Here is an 18,986-nt window from a genome sequence, read left to right on the forward strand (position 1 = left end):
GAATGCGGTAATTACATTCTCACGACGGAGAATATGACATCTGCCAGGCATTTCCTGCCGATTCGCGATATTTGCGATGCCCAAGATCGTTGCCACTCGAGCGTCGGAGCGCCCTAACGGTCACCGATCTTGCCCTTCATCTCATCGAGATGAGCGAGGATGGGAAAACCACTGACGCTCAAGGCATTTCCGTGGCCCGTCTGGTGGATCTCGAACACCGACTGGATCGCGGCATAGAACCCCTGGACGTCGAGGGTCTGATTGACCGCCCGCTTCGCCTGGCGCAGGGCGAACGGTGGCATGGTCGCGATCCGGGCTGCCATCTCGGCCGTGCGCGCGTCGAGTTCGTCGCGCGGAACCACGAGATTCACCATCCCGGTCTGTTCAGCCTCCTCAGCGGTGACCGCACGCCCGGTGAAGAGGATCTCCTTGGCCTTACGCGGACCGAGTTCCCATGTGTGACCGTGATACTCGACGCCGCCGATACCCATCATGACGACCGGGTCGGAGAACTTGGCGTCCTGCGACGCGATGATCAGATCGCACGGCCAGCACAGCAGCAACCCGCCCGCGATACAGCGGCCCTGCACCGCGGCGATGCTCGGCTTGGGGATGTTGCGCCACCGCAGACTGTATTCGAGATAGCGACGGGCCTCCCCCTCATAGACCATCTCCAGGGTGATCTTGTCCGGCCGAGGACCGCCACCGGTGAGGTCATGCCCCGCCGAGAAATGCTTTCCCTCCGCGCGCAGGACAATGACACTCACATCCGGATCGTCCGCGGCAGCGGTCCACGCCGCGTCGAGTTCATCGAGTAATGCAGCGTTCTGCGCGTTCGCCACCTCCGGACGATTCAACGTGATCGTGGCGATCTTGTCCTTCACGTCGTACACGATGTTCATCAGCTGTCCTTCGTCGTCACTCAGCGCCGGGGTAGGCCGAGCACACGTTCGGCGATCACATTGCGCTGGATCTCAGAGGTACCTCCGGCGATGGTGTACCCGAAGCTACGTGCGTAGCGTTCGAACCAACTCGTGTACAACATCTCGAGATCCGTGTGCTTGTACGAGTTCGTCAGAGCTGGATGAACGAGCCCGTCGGGACCCGCTGCCGCCAAGGCATTCTCGGTGGCGACCTGCACGGCCTCCGAACCCATCAGTTTGAGCACCGACAACCCCGGGACATCCTGTTCGCCACGCGCGGCACGGCCGAGCGCCTGTGAACCGAGCAGACGCAGCGCGTGAGCGTCCATCACCAACGTGGCGTACCGATCGCGGTCGAGGACGGTCTCCGGCGTGCTGTCGCGCATGAGTGCCTCGAGTCGTTCGGCGAAGCTGAGCCACAACAGGGTTCGCTCGTGTCCCAAGGACCCGTTGGCGACCAGCCATCCACCGTTGAGCTCGCCGATCAGGTTCTCCGCAGGCACCCGGACGTCCTCGAAGAAGACCTCGTTGAAGTCCAGATCGGTCGGAGACGAGATCGCGCCGAATGGTCGGCGCGTGACGCCCGGCAGATCGGTGGGGATGACGATTGCACTGATGCCCTTGTGTTTCGGCGCGTCAGGATCGGTGCGCACGAAGGTGAGCAGTACGTCGGCGTCATGGGCACCCGAGGTCCAGACCTTCTGCCCGTTGACCACGAACTCGTCGCCCTCGAGGCGGGCCTTGGTGGTCAACGACGCCAGGTCCGATCCCGCACCGGGTTCGCTCATCCCCAACGACGCGGTGATCTCCGCTCGCAGGATTCGCACCGCCCATTTCTGCTTCTGCTCAGGGGTTCCGAAGGTCAGCAGCGACGCCGCGATGATCCCGAGCCCCTGTGGGTTGTAGCTGTGATAGATCCGACGTCGGGACAATTCGTCGAGATGAACGTACTGCTGGAGGATGCCCGCGTTGCGGCCGCCGAACTCCGGAGGATTGCCCGGCTGCAACCAGCCGTGGTCGAACTGCAGCCGCTGCCACTCGCGCGCCCAACCCGGAATGTCCGAACTGGATTTCGACCGTTCCATCGCCTCTGCCTCCGACGGCAGGTGCTCGTCGAGAAACGCGATGAATTCGGCCCGGAACTCCTCGACGTCGGCATCAAAGTTGAGTTGCACGGTACTCCTCGGTGATCGCTGCCCGGTGTTCGTCGGAACCCCCGAGCATCAGTTCTCCTGCCTTGGCGCGCTTGAGCGGGAACTGCAGATCGTTCTCCCACGTGTAACCCATCGCGCCGAACAGCTGATATCCGTTGCGGAACACCAGCGATTGACACTCGCCGGCGGAGGCCTTGGCCATCAGCGCGGCCAGGCGCATATCGGGACTGCCGTCGGCGATCGTGAGTGCGCTGTAGTAGGCGAGCACGCGCGCACGTTCGATCGCGACATGCATGTCGGCGGCCTTGTGTTTGACCGCCTGGAAGCTCCCGATCGCCACACCGAACTGCCGGCGATTCTGCACATGCTCCAGGGCCAAGTCGAGAATCCGTTGGCACGCACCGACCATCGTGATGGCCATACCCATGAGCGCCGTGGCATGCGCGCGATCGCGCTCCGGTGCCGGGTTGCGACACGAGTCGCCAACACGCACCGCGGGAAACGTCACGTCTGCCACGTGCAGCAGCGGATCGAATGCGGGCATCCGGGTCGTGATGACGTCGTCGGCAGGCACCACGAAGACGCCGGCCGCGGTGGCCACCGCGAACTGCTCGGCGCGGTCACCGTCGAGCACCATCCGGCAGGTGCCGGACAACAGCCACCCGTCGTCGTCGAGATTCGAGGTGACCCCGCTCGTGACCGCCGCGCCCGGGACACCGGACCGGCCGAGGCCGCCCGCCAGCGGCGCGAACTGCGTCGCCGTCGCCAAGAACGGGGTCGGGTCCGTGGCCGCACCCATCGCCTCCAACGCGATGGCGAGTTCCACCGCCTCGGTGTGCTCGACGAGTTCGGTCAAGCCCTGCTCGACATACGTCGACCAGAGCGGCGACGGATCCACGCCGGTGTCGGCTACCTGCCGAATCCACGCGGGTGAGCACTCCTTGGCCAACAGCTCCCGCACGGTCTTTCCCCATAGCCGCTGGTCCGAATCGAACTCTACGAGCACACCGCACTCCTCTCTCGGATTTCTGCGCTCCCGACGACCCACAGCTGTCGCGAGACTAACGTATACACATTACGAGAATAACGTTCTCCACAGGAGAATGGAACACTTCCACCCAATGGGACGTCCCTCGCGACGATCAGCGGTTCACTCAGCTAAACTCTGCCCATGCATGTGCAATTCGGCGGAGAGTCGGCGCCATGACGAGCGCGAACGAAGAGCCCGCATGGAAGCAACGCGCAGTGGAACGGTCGATCAAGACCGCGAAACTGCGTGCGGAGCAACGGGTCCAACGCTTCCTCGATGCCGCCCAGGCGATCATCACGGAGAAGGGCACCACCGAGTTCACCGTCCAGGAGGTCGTGGAGCGGTCCAAGCAATCACTACGCAGCTTCTATCTCCAGTTCGACGGCAAACACGAACTACTCCTCGCCCTCTTCGAGGACGCCCTGAGCAAGTCGGCCGACCAGATCCGCGCCGCCGCAGCCGAGGAGACCGACCCCCTCGAACGCATCCGAGTGGCGGTCACCTTGCTGTTCGAGCTGTCTCGACCGGACCCAAATGCCAAGCGGCCGTTGTTCAGTGACTTCGCACCACAGTTGCTGATCACCCACCCCACCGAGGTTCGAGTCGCACACGCCCCGTTGATCGCGCTGTTGGCCGAGTTCCTCGAAGAGGCCTCGAAGGCAGATCAACTCCGCACGGGACTCAACCCTCGCCGAGTGGCCGCCATGGTCATGCAGACGGTCATGTTCATCGCCCAGTCGAGCGTCGCCACCGACGATCCCGACAACCATCCGATCACCGCGGACGAGGTCTGGGAGTTCTGCGCACAGGGATTTGCCAGGCACACCTGACACCTCACCGAGAACGTTGTTCTCATTTGCGAAATCAGCGATTACACTGCCGTCATGGCTGCTGACTGGCACGAGTTGATCTCCGTTCTTGAACTGCGCGATGACGCACCGATCGCGGTGGGCGATCGGTCCGACGGACGGGCAGGCACCGCCGTCGCAACCGCAACCGACGTACGTCGCTACCGCGGCGCCAATCTGTCGCTGCCCTATCGCCGCCTGTTCGGCGGTCAGTTGCTCGCACAGTTCGTCTCCGCCGCGCAGATCGCCTCTCCGGAGAAAACCATCCGGTCGATTCACGCCAATTTTCTCCGCGAAGGTCTCGTCGACGAGGACGTCGTCTACGAGGTCGATCACCGACACCGAGGGCGTTCCTTCGACACCCTGCAGATCAACGCGACACAGACCGACCGGCTGATCGGGGTGGCCACGGTCGCGATGCACGTACCCGACGAGGGGCCCGACGTGCAGACCATCGACCCGGTTCCGGCGTTACCGGGAGCCGATCGCGAGATCACCGTGGGTCTGTTGCCCTGGGAGATCCGTTCGCTCGACGATCTCGACGACCCGTCGTCGGCGCCACCGCACCACGAGATGTGGATGCGCACGCCCTCGACCGACGACACCCGTACTCACCCTTGCGTCGCGGCCTATGCCACGGACCTGACGGTGATCGGTACCGCTCTCCGCCCGCTGGACGGATACAGCCAGGGCGGCAACGGCACCGCATTCCATTCCGCGGTCACATCCCACACGCTCTGGTTCCATCGGGAGATCCGCACCGACGACTGGCTGCTGATCCGGCAGGACAGCCCGATCATCGCCGGCGGGCGTTGCTTCGGCCGCGGCGACATCATCACCGAAAAGGGTTCGCTGGTCGCCTCTTTCGCCCAGGAAGCCGTGGTTCGCATGCCCTCCTGACAGGGCCCTGCCCTCCCGCCCTCCCGACCTCCCGCGCTCCCAACCTCCCGACCTCCCGACCTCCCGACCTCCCGACCTCCCGCGACAGCAACCAGATTTTCGCCGACAGCAACCCCCATCCCGCCGACAGCAACAGCATTCATGCCGAGAGCAACCTTCCTCGCGCCGAGAGCAACAGCATTCATGCCGAGAGCAACCTTCCTCGCGCTGAGAGCAACTCAGCGCCTCACAAACGAGGGCAGCTCACTCGGCACCTCGTCGTCGCCCGCAGTGGCGGGTTGCCGTCGTCGCGATCTCGGTTACCGCGGACACGACCGAGCACGATTGACGTGATCACGCTTGCCACTAACCCGCTTCCGTCGTTCACGCGATGATCCGCGTCGATCCCCAACCGAAACAGGTTGATGTCAAGGGGATTCCAGTTGCTCCCGGCACTGTTTCGGCGTCATCGACGCAATGTCGCGACAGCAACCGGATTTTCACCGACAGCAACCCAAGGACCCGGCGCAACGCGGCTCCGCGAGCCGAGCCAGTTGTCGATCCGCCAATAGAGTGCGTTGCCCTCGGGTTGATTCCTGAGGACACCTGTCGCCGTTGTCGCCGCAATTGCCGGGGCGAGAGACGCTACTGACACCGCGACGGAAGTTGCCGTCAGCGCGAGAGCCGTTGCTGTCGGCAGGACGGAGGTTGCTGTCGGCGGCACGGAGGCTGCTCTCAGCGCGAAAGTGGTTGCTGTCGGCGGCACGGAGGTTGCTGTCGGCGGCACGGAGGCTGCTCTCAGCGCGAAAGTGGTTGCTGTCGGCGGCACGGAGGTTGCTGTCAGCGCGAAAGTGGTTGCTGTCAGCGCAAGAGCGGTTGCTGCCGGCGGGAAAGTGGTTGCTGTCGGCGGTCAGAAAGGGGCGATGAGCTTGTCGGCGGCGGTATAGACGTCGAGCCCACCGTCGGCGACCTCGTCGATGAGACCGTTGAGACCGGGGTGCGCCCGCAGTCGGGTCATTGCCAGCGACAGGATCTGGCCACGCAGCCGTGCCGCGCGGCGCGTCGGGTCGTCGTCACCGCTGTGGCCGTCGATCGCTGCCACGAGTTCGTCGATGCCCTCGCCGCGGGCTGCCACCGTCGTCAGCACCGGCACCGACGATTCCATCCGCAGATCGCGGACCGTCTGTGCCGCGCCGTCTCGGTCCGCCTTGTTCACCACCAGGAGGTCGGCGACCTCGAGCAGCCCGGCCTTGGCCGCTTGAACCGCGTCCCCGGCACCGGGATTGAGGACCACCACCGTCGGGTCGGCGACCGCGGACACCTCGACCTCCGACTGCCCTACCCCGACGGTCTCGACGAACACGATGTCGTAGGACAACGCCTCGAGCAGACGAATCGCCGCCGGCACGGCCGACGTCAGACCGCCGAGATGACCACGTGTTGCCATCGACCGGATGAGCACGTCGGGATCATCGATGTGTTGTGTCATCCGAATCCGGTCACCCAACAGCGCACCGCCGCTGTACGGCGAGGTCGGGTCCACCGCGAGGACGGCCACCCGCTTCCCGAGGCCGCGGTATGCGGCGACCAGCGCTGTCACCGTCGTCGACTTCCCAGCCCCTGGTGGCCCCGTCACGCCGACGACGGCGATGGTGTCCGTCGCCGGTCCGATCGCTTCGAGGACGAGGTCACGGCCGGTGCCCTCCACCTGGGTGAGCAGCCTCCCGGCAGCGCGGGCCGAACCGCCGCGTGCCGCCGCGAGGAGCTCGTCGACCCGTTCTCGTCGGGAACGGTCCTCAGGCATGGACCTCGACGACCGTCGCCGATCCGATTCCGCCGCCGGCACACATCGACGCGACTCCGATTCCCCCTCCACGCCTTCTCAATTCGTAGACGAGTGTGGTCAGCATGCGCGCGCCGCTGGCCGCGACGGGATGTCCCAGGGAGCAACCGCTCCCGCTCACGTTCACGATGTCGGGGTCGATGTCGAGCAGCTTCACGCAGGCCACGCAGTTGGCCGCGAAGGCTTCGTTGATCTCGAACAGGTCCACATCCGACAACGAAAGCCCTGCCCGCGACAATGCCTTCGGGATGGCCGCGACCGGCGACAGCCCGGTCTGCGCGGGCTCGACACCGACCGACGCCCACGAGCGCACGGTGGCCAGGGCGGGCAGTCCGAGTTCGTCGCTGGCGATCGCGAGCACCGCGGCAGCGTCGTTGGCTCCGCTGGCATTTCCGGCGGTGATCGAGAAGCCCTCGATCTCCGGATGCAGCGGCTTGAGTGAGGCCAGTTTCTCCATACTGGTCTCCCGCCGCGGATGTTCGTCGACGGAGAAGAGCCCGTGCACGGTCTTGATCGGCACGATCTCGTCATCGAAGCGGCCCGCGTCGATCGCGGCGATGGCATTACGATGCGACCGCAGCGCCCACTCGTCCATCTCGGTGCGTGACACCCCCGCCGCCACAGCGGAATTCCATCCGACCGTGATCGACATGTCCTTGTTGGGTGCGTCGGGCTGGTTGGGGTGGGTCGGTGACATCCAGGGTTCGATCCACTCCTCGCCTACGCGGAACTTGGACTTCGGGGAGGTCGACGCCGAGTTGACGCCCCCGGCGAGCACCAGCGTGTCCATGCCTGCCCGGATGCTGCCCGCGGCGGTCTGGACCGCCGACAACCCGGCCGCGCAATGGCGATTGACCGCGAGACCCGGAACGTCCACCAGTCCGGCCGTGATCGCAGCGTGGCGGGCGATCACACCGCCGCCGTACAGACCCTCACCGAGGATCACGTCGTCGATCGGAGCCGATCCGAGGTCTTCGACGACGGCCCCCACCGCATGTTCGGCGAGATCGAAGGCGTCGGTGTCGCGCAGCGTGCCCTTGAATGCGGTGCCGATCGGTGTACGGCGTGCGGATACGATGACGGCTTCAGGCATTGTTCTTCTCCAGTTCGGGATTCGTCTCGGACTCGGTGATGTCACTGATCAGGTTGCGGCGCAGCAGTTTCCCGGTTTCCGTCCGCGGCAGTTCGGGCGTGAAGACGATCGAGTCGGGGGTCTTCGCCGACCGCAACCTGCTGCGCACCCACGCCCTGATCTCCTCGGCATCACCCGCGCCGACCACGACGGCGACCAAGCGTTGGCCCCATTCGGGATCGGGTACGCCGACCACGGCTGCCTCGGTCACACCGGGATACTCGAGGAGCACGTCCTCCACCTCGGCGGGGGCGATGTTCTCGCCACCCCGGATGATGGTGTCGTCGGCGCGGCCTTCGATGTAGAGGTAGCCGTCGGCATCCAACCGTCCGAGGTCGCGTGTCGGGAACCATCCCTCGTCGTCGAGCACGCTGCGAGACCCGTACTCGCCGGAGATCTGGTCGCCGCGAACGAACACCAACCCCTCGACTCCCGTGGGCACCGACCCTCCGTGCTCGTCACGGATGGCCACCTCGATACCGGGCAGCGGCCGACCCACCGAACCCAGGCGGCCCCTCACCGCCGGTTCGTCGGAGCCGATCGCCACCCGGTGGTCCTCGGGCCCGAGGACCGCGATCGAGGATGCGGTCTCGGTGAGTCCGTAGGCGTTGACGAAGTCGGTGTCCGGCAGCACCTCGAGCGCCGACTCGATCACTGCGCGCGGGGTACGTGCGCCGCCGTACGCGAGATTCGTCAGAGACGGCAGTCCGCCTCCGTCCGTGGACAATGCGTCGACGACCCTGGCGAGCATGGTCGGCACCAGCATGGCGTGGGTGACCGACTCCGCGCGGACCGTTCGGATCCAACGAGCAGCATCGAACCCTGTGGCGTAGACGATTCGACGTCCCGTGTAGAGATTCGACATCAGGTTGGTGAGTCCGGCGATGTGGTACGGCGGTACCGCGACGAGGGCGGCGTGATGCACAGGCGCCGAATTGAACTCGAGTGTGTTGAACACATAGGCCAGCAGGTGACGTTGCCGGAGCACCGCGGCCTTCGGTTCCGATGTCGTCCCGCTGGTATAGATCACGACCGCGACCGCGTCCGGGTCGGTGAGATCGGCGGTCAGGTCGCCGGGTGCCGGATCGGGCAGGTCGTCGAGCTCCGCGATCCAGCTGTCGAGGTCATCGGAGCGCAGGATAGCCGCCCCGGGATGCTTGTCCTCCAGCGCCGACAACGCTGTATCGCTGAGCCGATAGTTGAGCGGCACGAACGGGATCCCGGCATATGCGGCCCCGAAGAGCGCCACCGGATAGGCGAGGTGGTTGACACCTTCGTAGAGCACCGCCGAACACCCGTCGAAGCGGCGGGCGGCACGACGGGCCAACACCGACAGTTCCACGGCGGTCACAGAGCGCCCGGCCGAAGTGATGACCAATCTGTCATCGACTTCTGACGTCATTTCGAGGATCATGGTGATGTTCATGAGAACATTATTCTCTCAGAGAGAGAGTCTTAGTCGCAAGAAGGGGAACGCGAATGGATATCACCGGGAGTTCAGCACTGGTCGTCGGCGGCGCCGGAGGCCTCGGAGAGGCGACGGTGCGCCGACTACACGCGGCGGGCGCCACCGTGGTGGTGGCAGATCTTGCCGACGAGAAGGGCAAGGAACTCGAGGCCGAGCTCACCGGGGTGCGCTACGTCCGTACCGACGCGACGTCGACCGACGATGTCAACGCCGCGATCGCAGAAGCCGAGTCGACCGCACCCCTGCGGATCTCCGTCGACACCCACGGCGGGCCTGCCTCCGGCGGCCGCCTGGTCGGGAAGGACGGGAGCCCGCTGGATCTGGAAGGTTTCCGGACCACCATCGACGTCTATCTCACCGGCGTCTTCAACGTGATGCGTCTGTCGGCGGCCGCCATCGCACGTCAGGAGGCCACCGACTCGGGACGTGGCGTCATCGTCAACACGGCGTCGATCGCCGCGTACGAGGGACAGATCGGCCAGCTCCCCTACTCGGCCGCCAAGGGCGGCGTGGTCGGGATGACGCTCGTCGCGGCCCGTGATCTCTCGCCCTTGGGCATCCGGGTCGTGACGATCGCGCCGGGCACCTTCAACACCCCCGCCTACGGCAAGCACGCTGATCAGTTGGAGGAGTACTGGGGTAAGCAGGTGCCGTGGCCGCGTCGGATGGGTCAGTCTCCCGAGTACGCCGCGCTGGTGCAGCACATCTGCGAGAACGACTACCTCAACGGCGAGATCATCCGCCTCGACGGCGCACTGCGCTTCCCACCGAAGTGACCACACTCGACGGACAGGTCGCACTGGTGGCCGGCGCGAGCCGCGGCATCGGGGCGGCCATCGCCGCGGCACTGGCAGAAGCCGGTGCCGCGGTGGCCGTGGCGGCACGCACCGAGACACCCGGACGCGTGCCGGGCACGATTCACGATGTCGCCGAACAGATCAACGCAACCGGCGGAACTGCCCTCCCGGTGGTCTGCGACATCACCGACGAGGATTCGGTCGCCGCGGCGATGGACACCGTCGTCGGCGAGATGGGTGGCGTCGACATCGTGGTGTGCAACGCCGGGGTCCTGTGGCTGGGGCCGGTGGAGACGACGCCGACGAAACGGTGGCAGCTGTGCCTCGACGTCAACCTGACGGGCACCTTCCTGGTCACGCGGGCGGCCATTCCGCACCTGCGTGCGCGCGGCGGCGGATCATTGGTGGCCGTGACCACCAGCGGGGTCGGGATGATCGATCGCGGCTCGAACGCCTACTGGGTCTCCAAGGCAGCGGTCGAACGTCTGTATCTCGGCCTGGCACAGGACCTCTCGGACGACAACATCGCCGTGAACTGCCTGAGTCCGTCACGCGTGGTACTCACCGAGGGATGGCAGGCCGCAGGTGGCGGCACGCAGATCCCGCCGGAGATGGTCGAGCCGCCGGGAACCATGGGTTTGGCCGCCGTACAACTCGCCACGCAACGCGCCGACGGGATCAGCGGTACCGTACAGCGATCCGAACAGCTGCTCGCACAGCACCCTTGACGCCCAGGAGTGTCGTCCGGCCGTGAGAGGGTGCGGCCAGACGACACGCCCTGACCGGGCCAAGCCGAGTCAGCTCTTCGCCGCGGTGGCCCGCGTGACTGTGGCCCGGAAGTCATCGGTCTGGAACGACAGATCTTCGGCCGCATTCGCGTAGTCGAGGCTCGCGAGCACCGAACGTTCCAGGTGGATGTTCAACATCCGCTTGGTCGACTCGACGGCCTGCTGCGGGAGTTCCATGATCTTCTTCACGCACGCAATCGCTTCCGAGACGGGGTCGTCGGCGATGTGGTTGGCCAACCCGAGCGCGACCGCCCGCTCGGCGGTGATCCTGGTGCCGGTCAACGCGAACTCCTTGGCCTGCAACAGACTTATCTGCAGGGGCCACGTCAACGGACCCCCGTCGGCCGCGACCAGGCCGACCTGCACATGCGGATCGGCGAGGTAGGCCTCGGGAGCCATGTAGACCACGTCGCTGAGCGCGACGAGGCTGCAGCCCAGACCGACAGCCGGTCCGTTGACGGCGGCGATCACCGGAACCCGGCATCGCGCCATCCCCAACACGATCTCGCGACCGTGTCGAATCGTCTTGGCACGCAGCGGCGCATCTTCACTGAGCTCCTTGAGGTAGGCGAAATCGCCCCCGGCGGAGAATGCCCTGCCGCGTCCGGTGATGACCGCTCCACGGACGTCCGGGTCCTCGCTCAGCCGCGTCCACAGCGTGGCCAAACCCGCATGCAGGTCGTCGTTGACCGCGTTGAGCGCGTCCGGCCGATTCAGCGTGATGATCCGCAGCGCGCCTTCGGCGGTGACGTCGATCTCGTCTGGCATCCCGTACATGTCACACTCCCAATCCGAGCAGTCTCGATGCGATGATGTTCTTCTGGATCTGTGAGGTCCCGCCCATGACGCTCTGTGCCCTGCTGTACAGGTATGCGCCGAGCAATTCCGGGTCCCGGGTTCCGCCGACCGACAGCGCGGCGTGTCCGACGGATTGATCGACCCAGGTCATCAGCAGCTTGTCGAGAGACCCTTCCGAGGTGTGCGACACCCCGTCGAGCTGTTCGGACAGACGACGCCGGACATGGAGTCGCAGCATCTCGGTCTGCACCGCGGCCCAGGCGATGTCCTCGGAGTAACCGTCCTCGCGCGCAGCGAGCTGGCGGACGAGTTTCCCGTATCGCGCAACATATCCCAGCGTGGACGGCTCTCGCTCGTGGCCGACCACGGTCATCGCCAGACCCCAGCCTTCGCCGGGCGCACCGATCATCTGATCCGCGGGCACCCGTGCTCCGTCGAAGAGCACCTGCCCGAACTCGGTGGTGACCCCGCTCATCATTTTCAGCGGTCGCTGCTCGATTCCGTCCTGGTGCATCGAGATGATGAACGCGGAGATTCCCCGATGCCGGGGCGCGTCGGGATCGGTGCGCGCGAGCAGCAGGCACCAGTCGGCGACGTCGGAGTAACTCGTCCAGACCTTGTGGCCATTGATCACGTACTCGTCGCCCTCGCGGGTTGCCGTGGTCCGCAACGACGCGAGATCCGAGCCCGCGCCAGGCTCCGAGAAGCCCTGACACCATCGTTCGGTTCCGTTGATCATTCCCGGTAGAAAGCGTTCCTGCAGTTCGGGACTCGCGTGTCGGCCGAGCCCGTGCAGCAGGTATCCCAGGCTCGGCCGCGGGGGTGCGGCAGCGCGCGCCAGCTCCTCGTCGAGGATGACGTCGTAGACGGGCGGCAGGTCCTGCCCTCCGAATCGCCGCGGCCACGACAGGCCGAAGAATCCTGCCTGGTACAGCGCTTGGTGCCACTCGCCCTGACGAGCCCAGTATTCGTCGCCCGAGGTCGGGAAGTCTGCGGCGTGCTCGTCGAGCCACTCCCGCAACCGTTCCCGGAATGCGGCCTCGTCGGCGGAATCACGATAGTCCAAGGTCGATCTCCTTCAGGCTCACCGGAAAGTTCTCTGTCGACAACAGAACTCGCCGCAGGTGGACGTGTGCGAGACATTCCCAGGTGTTGCCGATGCCGCCGTGCACCTGGATCGCGTTCTCGCACACCGTGCGGGCCGAGCGTGCACAGTAGAGCTTGGCCATCTGCGCCGCCCCCACCGCCTCCTCAGGGCTCAGCTCGTCGACGGCCCATGCGGCGTGCCGCAGGATGCTCGTCGACCCCTCCAGCAGCGCAAGGCTTTCCGCGAGCAGGTGCCCGACCGCCTGGTAGGAACCGATCGTCTTGCCGTACTGTTCGCGAATCTTGGCGTAGTCACACGCCAACACGTGCGCACCGCGGGCGGCACCGAGGATGTCGGCCGCGGTCGCGACCAGGGCCAGAGCACGCCAGCGTCGAGCATCGTCCTCGGACACCGTCGCGAGTGGTGCGTCCTCCATCGCTGCGACGCCCTTCGCGACCCTGGTGAGGTCTTCCGACGGCACTCTCGATCCGGCATGGCCGCATCGCACGGTCACCCCGTCGAGCGCGACCACACGGTCGAGGTCGCCGGCGTCGGGGACCAGTCCGTCGATGGCAATCGTCGCCGCCTGCTCCTCGGAACCGTTGTGCCGCAACAGGTCGTCGGCGAGCACCGGCCCCAGGAAGGCCGCGTCGACCAATCCCCTGCCGAACTCCTCGGCGACGATCGCCACCTCCACGCCCGACGCACCGTCGGAACGAAGGCTACGCCAGCCGGTCCGGTCGATGGCCGCGTTCAGGCGCTCCCGCCTGCCGCCATCATCGAGGTCGGCAACCGATCCCGGGCCGAGATCGTCTGCGAGTTTGGCCGCGGCATCACGTAACTGCGCCTGCTCACTTGTCAGCCGTACATCCATAGCTCTCCTTCAACACTCTTCGCAGGACCTTCCCCGACGGAAGCCGGGGGATGTCATCGACGAACGTGATCGCGCTCGGTCGCTTGTAACCGGCGAGCGTGTCGCCCACGAGGTCGATCAGTTCGCCGTCGGCAACCGGCCGTACTGCGTGGACCGCAGCCACGATCCGTTCGCCCCCGAACCCGTCGTCGACGCCGAACACCGCGCAATCGGCGACAGCCGGATGACCGTGTAGCACCGCCTCGATCTCGGCGGGGGCCACCTGGAAACCGCGGACCTTGATCATCTCCTTGGAGCGATCGACCAGACGGATCCATCCGTCGGCGTCCACCACACCCACGTCTCCGGTGCGGTACCACCCGTCGACGAAGGCACCGGCATTCTCGTTGTCGGGCAGGTAACCCGCCATCAACGACGGTGATCGAACCTGGATCTCGCCGGTCTCACCGCTCCCCACCACCACCCCCGAATCCAGGGACGTGACCCGCACCTCCACGTCGCCGACCGCGCGTCCAACGGTGTCGAGGCGGGGATCGTCGAGGGGATTACACGCGATCACCGGTACCTCGCTGGCACCGTAGGCCGGGAGCCAGGTGACGCCGGTACGCCGGGTCACCTCGGCCGCCACCCCGACCGTGACGGGCGTGGCCCCCCACATGATGTAGCGCAGCGACGAGAGGTCGTAATGCTCCAACGTCGGGTGCGCGGCGATGGCCAGAGCGATGGGGGCCACGGCCATCTCCACGGTGATGCGGTCGGATTCGATGGTCCGGAGCATGACGTCGAGATCGAAACGGCGGTGCAGACGCATCCAGGCGCCCGCTTCGAGGGCGGTGACGATGTTGAGCAGTCCGAGGATGTGCGACGGCGGCGTCAGCACCTGAATCCGGTCGTCGACGGTCAGACCCAGCGCATCCCGCCAGTGGCGGACCGCAGCCGTGAACGACGCGTGGGTGTGCCGCACCGCCTTGGGCATACCGGTTGTGCCCGAACTGAACACGAGGACCGCATCGTCCTCGGGCCACGGCCCCGGGAACGAACCCGCAGCAGCAGGGATCGGATCGTCGAGATCGCGCATCGACATCAGATCGGCAAGCACCGGACTGTCGCCGACCGCATGCGTGGCCGCGGACACCTCGATCGCGTGCTGCACCTCGACGCGCTTCCACGCAGGACTGATCAGCACCACCGCCGCGCCGAGTCGCCAGAGTGCCAAGACCGCGACGACGAACTCGGGCCGATTGGACGACATGAGAGCGACCCGGGTTCGGCGAACCACTCCTCGGGAACTGAGTTCCTGCGCGAGCCCATCGGCCTTACGCTCGAGATCGATGACTGAATACGACTCGTCGCCGAAGGTCAACACCACCGGTTCGGCCACGTGGTCACCCCTATCGGCTCGGTCGGCGCACGCCGTCTGGGCGCCTCGACGAATCTCTTCGACCGATCATCTTGAGAAGATCGTACCTCGATGAGAGAATATAGTTCTCACGTAGACAGAATCACAATACCGAGAGGATCGACCGTGGCGAGACCTCCACTGTTCCAGCGGGCGACGGTGACCCGGGTGGTCAAGGAGACCGACGATGCCCACACCTTCGTGCTCGCCCCGGAGACCGGGCCGGTGACCTACCGTGCGGGCCAGTTCTGCACGTTCCGGGTCACGGTCGACGGCGAGGAGCTCTACCGCTCGTACTCCATGTCCAGCTCACCCGAGACCGACACCGAGCTGGCGACCACGGTCAAGCGAGTGCCGCGTGGCCGTGTGTCGAATTGGCTGCTCGACAACCTCGGCGAGGGTGACGTCGTCGACATGTCACGTCCGGCAGGCCTGTTCTGCCTGACCGATGACACGTCCCCGATCCTCGGTTTCAGCGGCGGCAGCGGGATCACCCCGATCTACTCGATCGCCAAGACCGCGCTCGCCACCACGAACCGCAGTGTCCGCCTGCTCTGCGCCGACCGGGACCAGGAATCGGTCATCTTCGATGCCGGGATCGCCGAGCTCGAGAGCCGCTACCCCGGGCGCGTGTCGGTGGTACGCAGCCTCGATGAGCACAACGGTTTCCTCACCGAAGCAGCGGTCCGCGATTTCATCGGCGACGATGTCGAGGCCGACTTCTACGTCTGTGGCCCGGAACCGTTCATGGATCTGGTCGAAAAGGTCCTGCCGGCAACCGGATCGATCCACATCGAGCGGTTCGGGGCCGTGCCGACCATTCCCACCGACGAGGACGAGGCCGACGACGCCACGGAGCAGTCCGCAACCCCTGACCCGCAGACCGTCTCCGGAACGATCACGATCAAGCTCCGACGCCAGAAAGTCACCGTCGATCGCCAGCCCGGGGAGACCCTCCTCGAGGCGGGCCGCAGAGCGGGTCTGACGCCCCCGTTCTCGTGCGAGGCCGGCAACTGCGCCACGTGCATCGCCCACCTCGACGAGGGCTCCGCCACCATGCGTGTCAACGATGCGCTGGAAGACGACGAGATCGCCGACGGTTACGTCCTGACGTGCCAAGGCGTTCCGGACACCGAGGTCACCGTGGTCGACTACGACGCCTGACCGAGCGAGCGCCACACGCCGCGCAGCCACACGACCTGGCGTCCGGGTGGCGCGCCCGCGTGATCGCCGGTCAGGGAGATGTCGCGAGATGCCGCAGGAGATCCCTGCTGCGTCTCAGCGATGCACGTTTGTCGACACCGACCGGCACGACCGCCGCCCAGATCTCCGTGGCACCGGCGGCCACCAGCGATTGCAACTGCCCGCGGACCGATTCCTCGTCACCGACGATCGCGACACCGGCCGCGTCGTCGTTGCCGCCGGCACTGATGATCCGCTGATAATTGGGCATCCCGGCGTAAGCACTCGACGTGGCGGCCACCGCGCTACGCGCCTCGTCCACATCGTCGTGCACGGCCACCGGCAAACCTGCAACGATCCTCGGCGCATCCCGCCCGCCTGCGGCGGCCGCCGCGGTGATCGCAGGCGCGATCCGCGACTCGATCACCCTGGCCGACGCCATCCACAACACCGTGCCGTCGGCGAACTGACCGGCGATCCGCAGCAGGCGAGGCGACATCGCCGACAGCAGGACGGGTACCGGGTGAGCAATGCGTGTCATACGCCCGACGCTCTCCGTGGACCATTCGTCACCTCGCACACTGACGTCCTCGCCGCGCAGCAACGCCGTGACGATCTGGAGATACTCCTCGGTGTTACGACCGGGCCGCGCATACGAGAGGCCGTAAACCTCCTCGATCAGCGGTCCGTGCGACGGGCCGAGACCGAGCGTGAAGCCGGGACGCCCCATCGCCTCGGCGACTGCTGCCGCCCGGTTCGCCTGCAACAGCGGATGGCACGGATAGGTCTGCAGTACAGCGGTTCCGAGCTCGATCGTCGAGGTCGCCCGTCCCGCCACCGCGAGTGCCGCGAGCGGATCCCCTGCAACGGTACTCGCGTACCACAATGCCGAGAAGCCCTCGTCCTCTGCACGTTTCGCCTGGTCCACGATCTTGTCGGTCGATGATGCGCCGCCCGTCAAACCTATTCGCATGCCTACACTCTCGTGATGTCGATGGTCACCAGCGCGCTGGCGCCGGCGAGTCGGCGGTCAGTGGCCGCTGATAGGAGAGGTCTGTCCTATCGCGCGTGCCCACCTGGTACCCCTGATCGGTGAACATGGGCGAGGTCAGCGACCGGGCGTCGGCGAGAAACATCGCCTCGACCGTCGCCCGGCGGACCGATATGCGCCACACTCCGTCTCGTCGTTCCAGGCGATCGATATACCGTCCGCTGATGACCTGCGCTGCGGTGCCGTCGGTACCGATCAGGACGACGATGACGTAGCTGTCGGCATGCGCGGTGTCACCATCGATCTCACAGGAGTGCGTCGTGACGTTGTGGGTGTGCACAGTCGATGTCGCCGCGTGCGTGGCGTTCGCCCAGCGCCCATATCCCTCACCGGTATTGATCACGACACCGTGCTCGTCGATGCCGTCGTCGTGATACGCGGCCGAGATCAGGTCGACGTCGTGTCGATCGCATCCGCGCGCATGGCGCGCAATGCAATCCAGGATCTCGGTCCGGTCCAGAAGGTAACGCACGTCATCCACGAGCTGGTGCACGGTCGCTTCCATGTCCACGACAGCCTCCCTGGTTCGCGACGCGTGACCGCATCGTCGCTCACTATACAGTCGTACAGCATCTCGGCGGTGTCACAATGGGGCGAATCGATGAAAGAGGTCTGACTTGGCACCCACTCAGCGGCGCGTCGGAGCGCAGACATCTGCCACACGCACGACGATCCTCGATTGCGTGGAGCAGTTGATGCTCGAGGACGGATACCCCGGCGTCACCTACCGCGCGGTCGCCAAACGTGCAGAGGTCACCCCAGGATTGGTGCAGTACTACTTCCCCACCCTGGACACGATTTTCGTCGCCGCGATCGAACGGCGCTTTGACGAGAACATCCGCCGACTGTCGGACGCACTCGCCGCTCGCCCCGATGACGTACTGCGAGTCATCTGGGAGTTCGGACGTGAGGAGGCCACCGGTGCATTGATGACCGAGTTCATGGCGCTCGGCAATCACCGAGAAACCGTCGGCGCCGCGATCGCGCGGGTGGCTGAACGCATGCGGGAGATCGAGTTGGAGGCTCTGGCAGCGCGATTCGACAACAACGCCTCCGGCGAACATCTCACCCCGGGTGCCCTGGTCGTGTTGTTGGCAGGGATTCCGAAACTCCTGAACCTGGAGAAGGGGGTCGGCGTGACCACCGCGCACGACGAGGTGATCGCCGCGGTCGAATCCTATGTGGATTCTGTCGAGGCCGATCGCACCAAGCGCTGAAGGCCCTGCCCTGCCCTGCCCTGCGGATCGAACCCGCGAGCACTGGAGCCCGTTGGGGGACGGCTTGCAGCGTCACGAAAGAGGCCACCGTCGGGTGCCCGCCGGCCCACTGCTCGGCGGGCACCCGAAAGGGGTTTCCCATTTCACACTGTGGAGTTGTCAAGGGTCGTGCACAACCCGGGATACGCCGGGTTGCCGATCAGGTGTGGTGACGAGCGTTCGCGCTCAGCTGGTTTCGGATCTCGGCTGTCGGTGTCAGGGTGAGGTCAGGCGGCCAGAGTCATGGTGCGCCGGTTGTAGGCCGGTAGCGGTGTGCGTGTGGGATCTACGTCGGCGGGTGGGATCAGCCATGGGTGTCGGTCGGCGCCCATGGTGATTTCCCAGTCTGATGCGTGGATTTGGGCGTGGCAGGCGGTGCACAGCAGGCAGCCGTTGTCGATGGCCGTGGCACCACCGTGTGACCAGTAGATGATGTGGTGACACTGGGTATATCCGGCGGCGGCTCCGCATTTCACA

At 65.8% G+C, this 18,986-nt stretch carries 19 protein-coding genes; 6 read left to right on the forward strand and 13 right to left on the reverse strand.

The window, feature by feature from the left end:
- Nucleotides 1-113 precede the first annotated feature (113 nt).
- The 3 genes from AAFP35_RS14005 to AAFP35_RS14015 are packed head-to-tail and all read right to left on the reverse strand — an operon-like array spanning nt 114 to nt 3,083.
- A complete protein-coding gene (locus AAFP35_RS14005; protein ID WP_419222230.1) occupies nt 114-902 on the reverse strand; it encodes an enoyl-CoA hydratase in 789 nt (262 codons plus the stop codon).
- 20 nt (nt 903-922) lie between these two features.
- Nucleotides 923-2,098, reverse strand: coding sequence for an acyl-CoA dehydrogenase family protein (locus tag AAFP35_RS14010; protein ID WP_419222231.1), 1,176 nt, complete (start codon nt 2,096-2,098; stop codon nt 923-925).
- On the reverse strand, nt 2,082-3,083 hold the full coding sequence (locus AAFP35_RS14015) for an acyl-CoA dehydrogenase family protein (protein WP_419222232.1): 1,002 nt from the start codon (nt 3,081-3,083) through the stop codon (nt 2,082-2,084). Before AAFP35_RS14015 ends, AAFP35_RS14010 begins: the two co-directional genes overlap by 17 nt.
- Nucleotides 3,084-3,280: 197 nt before the next feature.
- Between AAFP35_RS14015 and AAFP35_RS14020 the strand changes: the two genes are divergently transcribed.
- Both AAFP35_RS14020 and AAFP35_RS14025 read left to right on the forward strand, forming a co-directional pair.
- Nucleotides 3,281-3,937: a TetR/AcrR family transcriptional regulator gene (locus AAFP35_RS14020; RefSeq protein ID WP_419222233.1), complete on the forward strand. Its 657-nt coding sequence runs from the start codon at nt 3,281-3,283 to the stop codon at nt 3,935-3,937.
- 54 nt (nt 3,938-3,991) lie between these two features.
- Entirely contained in the window at nt 3,992-4,855 is an 864-nt protein-coding gene (locus tag AAFP35_RS14025; RefSeq protein ID WP_419222234.1) for an acyl-CoA thioesterase, read from the forward strand.
- Between the two features lie 889 nt (nt 4,856-5,744).
- Here AAFP35_RS14025 and meaB read toward each other — a convergent pair.
- Genes meaB through AAFP35_RS14040 form a run of 3 tightly spaced genes read right to left on the reverse strand, consistent with a single transcriptional unit; the run spans nt 5,745 to nt 9,235 of the window.
- Complete coding sequence (meaB, locus tag AAFP35_RS14030; protein ID WP_419222235.1) at nt 5,745-6,638, reverse strand: methylmalonyl Co-A mutase-associated GTPase MeaB; 894 nt, start codon at nt 6,636-6,638, stop codon at nt 5,745-5,747.
- Nucleotides 6,631-7,770 carry a thiolase family protein gene (locus AAFP35_RS14035; RefSeq protein WP_419222236.1) on the reverse strand — a complete coding sequence of 380 codons (1,140 nt, stop codon included), beginning with the start codon at nt 7,768-7,770 and terminating at the stop codon, nt 6,631-6,633. The genes meaB and AAFP35_RS14035 overlap by 8 nt, the downstream gene beginning before the upstream one ends.
- On the reverse strand, nt 7,763-9,235 hold the full coding sequence (locus AAFP35_RS14040; protein WP_419222237.1) for a class I adenylate-forming enzyme family protein: 1,473 nt from the start codon (nt 9,233-9,235) through the stop codon (nt 7,763-7,765). Before AAFP35_RS14040 ends, AAFP35_RS14035 begins: the two co-directional genes overlap by 8 nt.
- 53 nt (nt 9,236-9,288) lie before the next feature.
- On the opposite strand from AAFP35_RS14040, the gene AAFP35_RS14045 reads away from it, so the two are divergent.
- Together AAFP35_RS14045 and AAFP35_RS14050 are read left to right on the forward strand one after the other, a co-directional pair.
- Nucleotides 9,289-10,053, forward strand: a complete 765-nt coding sequence (locus AAFP35_RS14045; RefSeq protein ID WP_419222238.1) for an SDR family NAD(P)-dependent oxidoreductase — start codon at nt 9,289-9,291, stop codon at nt 10,051-10,053.
- Nucleotides 10,050-10,802 carry an SDR family NAD(P)-dependent oxidoreductase gene (locus AAFP35_RS14050; RefSeq protein ID WP_419222239.1) on the forward strand — a complete coding sequence of 251 codons (753 nt, stop codon included), beginning with the start codon at nt 10,050-10,052 and terminating at the stop codon, nt 10,800-10,802. Before AAFP35_RS14045 ends, AAFP35_RS14050 begins: the two co-directional genes overlap by 4 nt.
- A gap of 69 nt (nt 10,803-10,871) precedes the next feature.
- Here AAFP35_RS14050 and AAFP35_RS14055 read toward each other — a convergent pair whose 3' ends face one another.
- Genes AAFP35_RS14055 through AAFP35_RS14070 form a run of 4 tightly spaced genes read right to left on the reverse strand, consistent with a single transcriptional unit; the run spans nt 10,872 to nt 15,002 of the window.
- Complete coding sequence (locus tag AAFP35_RS14055) at nt 10,872-11,639, reverse strand: enoyl-CoA hydratase/isomerase family protein (RefSeq protein ID WP_419222240.1); 768 nt, start codon at nt 11,637-11,639, stop codon at nt 10,872-10,874.
- Between the two features lies 1 nt (nt 11,640).
- On the reverse strand, nt 11,641-12,726 hold the full coding sequence (locus AAFP35_RS14060) for an acyl-CoA dehydrogenase family protein (RefSeq protein ID WP_419222241.1): 1,086 nt from the start codon (nt 12,724-12,726) through the stop codon (nt 11,641-11,643).
- A complete protein-coding gene (locus AAFP35_RS14065) occupies nt 12,713-13,621 on the reverse strand; it encodes an acyl-CoA dehydrogenase family protein (RefSeq protein ID WP_419222242.1) in 909 nt (302 codons plus the stop codon). Before AAFP35_RS14065 ends, AAFP35_RS14060 begins: the two co-directional genes overlap by 14 nt.
- Nucleotides 13,599-15,002, reverse strand: a complete 1,404-nt coding sequence (locus AAFP35_RS14070; RefSeq protein ID WP_419222243.1) for a class I adenylate-forming enzyme family protein — start codon at nt 15,000-15,002, stop codon at nt 13,599-13,601. The genes AAFP35_RS14065 and AAFP35_RS14070 overlap by 23 nt, the downstream gene beginning before the upstream one ends.
- A gap of 144 nt (nt 15,003-15,146) precedes the next feature.
- Here AAFP35_RS14070 and AAFP35_RS14075 point away from each other — a divergent pair, with 144 nt between their 5' ends.
- Nucleotides 15,147-16,184, forward strand: coding sequence for a 2Fe-2S iron-sulfur cluster-binding protein (locus AAFP35_RS14075; RefSeq protein WP_419222244.1), 1,038 nt, complete (start codon nt 15,147-15,149; stop codon nt 16,182-16,184).
- A 70-nt stretch (nt 16,185-16,254) separates the two neighbouring features.
- Here the strand turns inward: AAFP35_RS14075 and AAFP35_RS14080 are convergent, their stop codons facing one another.
- Nucleotides 16,255-17,175: a TIGR03564 family F420-dependent LLM class oxidoreductase gene (locus tag AAFP35_RS14080; protein ID WP_419222245.1), complete on the reverse strand. Its 921-nt coding sequence runs from the start codon at nt 17,173-17,175 to the stop codon at nt 16,255-16,257.
- A gap of 25 nt (nt 17,176-17,200) precedes the next feature.
- Nucleotides 17,201-17,758, reverse strand: a complete 558-nt coding sequence (locus tag AAFP35_RS14085; protein WP_419222261.1) for a nuclear transport factor 2 family protein — start codon at nt 17,756-17,758, stop codon at nt 17,201-17,203.
- 112 nt (nt 17,759-17,870) lie between these two features.
- On the opposite strand from AAFP35_RS14085, the gene AAFP35_RS14090 reads away from it, so the two are divergent.
- On the forward strand, nt 17,871-18,470 hold the full coding sequence (locus tag AAFP35_RS14090; RefSeq protein WP_419222246.1) for a TetR/AcrR family transcriptional regulator: 600 nt from the start codon (nt 17,871-17,873) through the stop codon (nt 18,468-18,470).
- A 266-nt stretch (nt 18,471-18,736) separates the two neighbouring features.
- On the opposite strand, the gene AAFP35_RS14095 is transcribed toward AAFP35_RS14090, so the two are convergent.
- Nucleotides 18,737-18,986, reverse strand: a 250-nt coding sequence (locus tag AAFP35_RS14095) for an HNH endonuclease (protein ID WP_419222247.1), incomplete at its 5' end; no start/stop codon positions are given.

This window comes from Gordonia sp. CPCC 206044 (assembly GCF_048537895.1).
Classification (GTDB): Bacteria; Actinomycetota; Actinomycetes; order Mycobacteriales; family Mycobacteriaceae; genus Gordonia.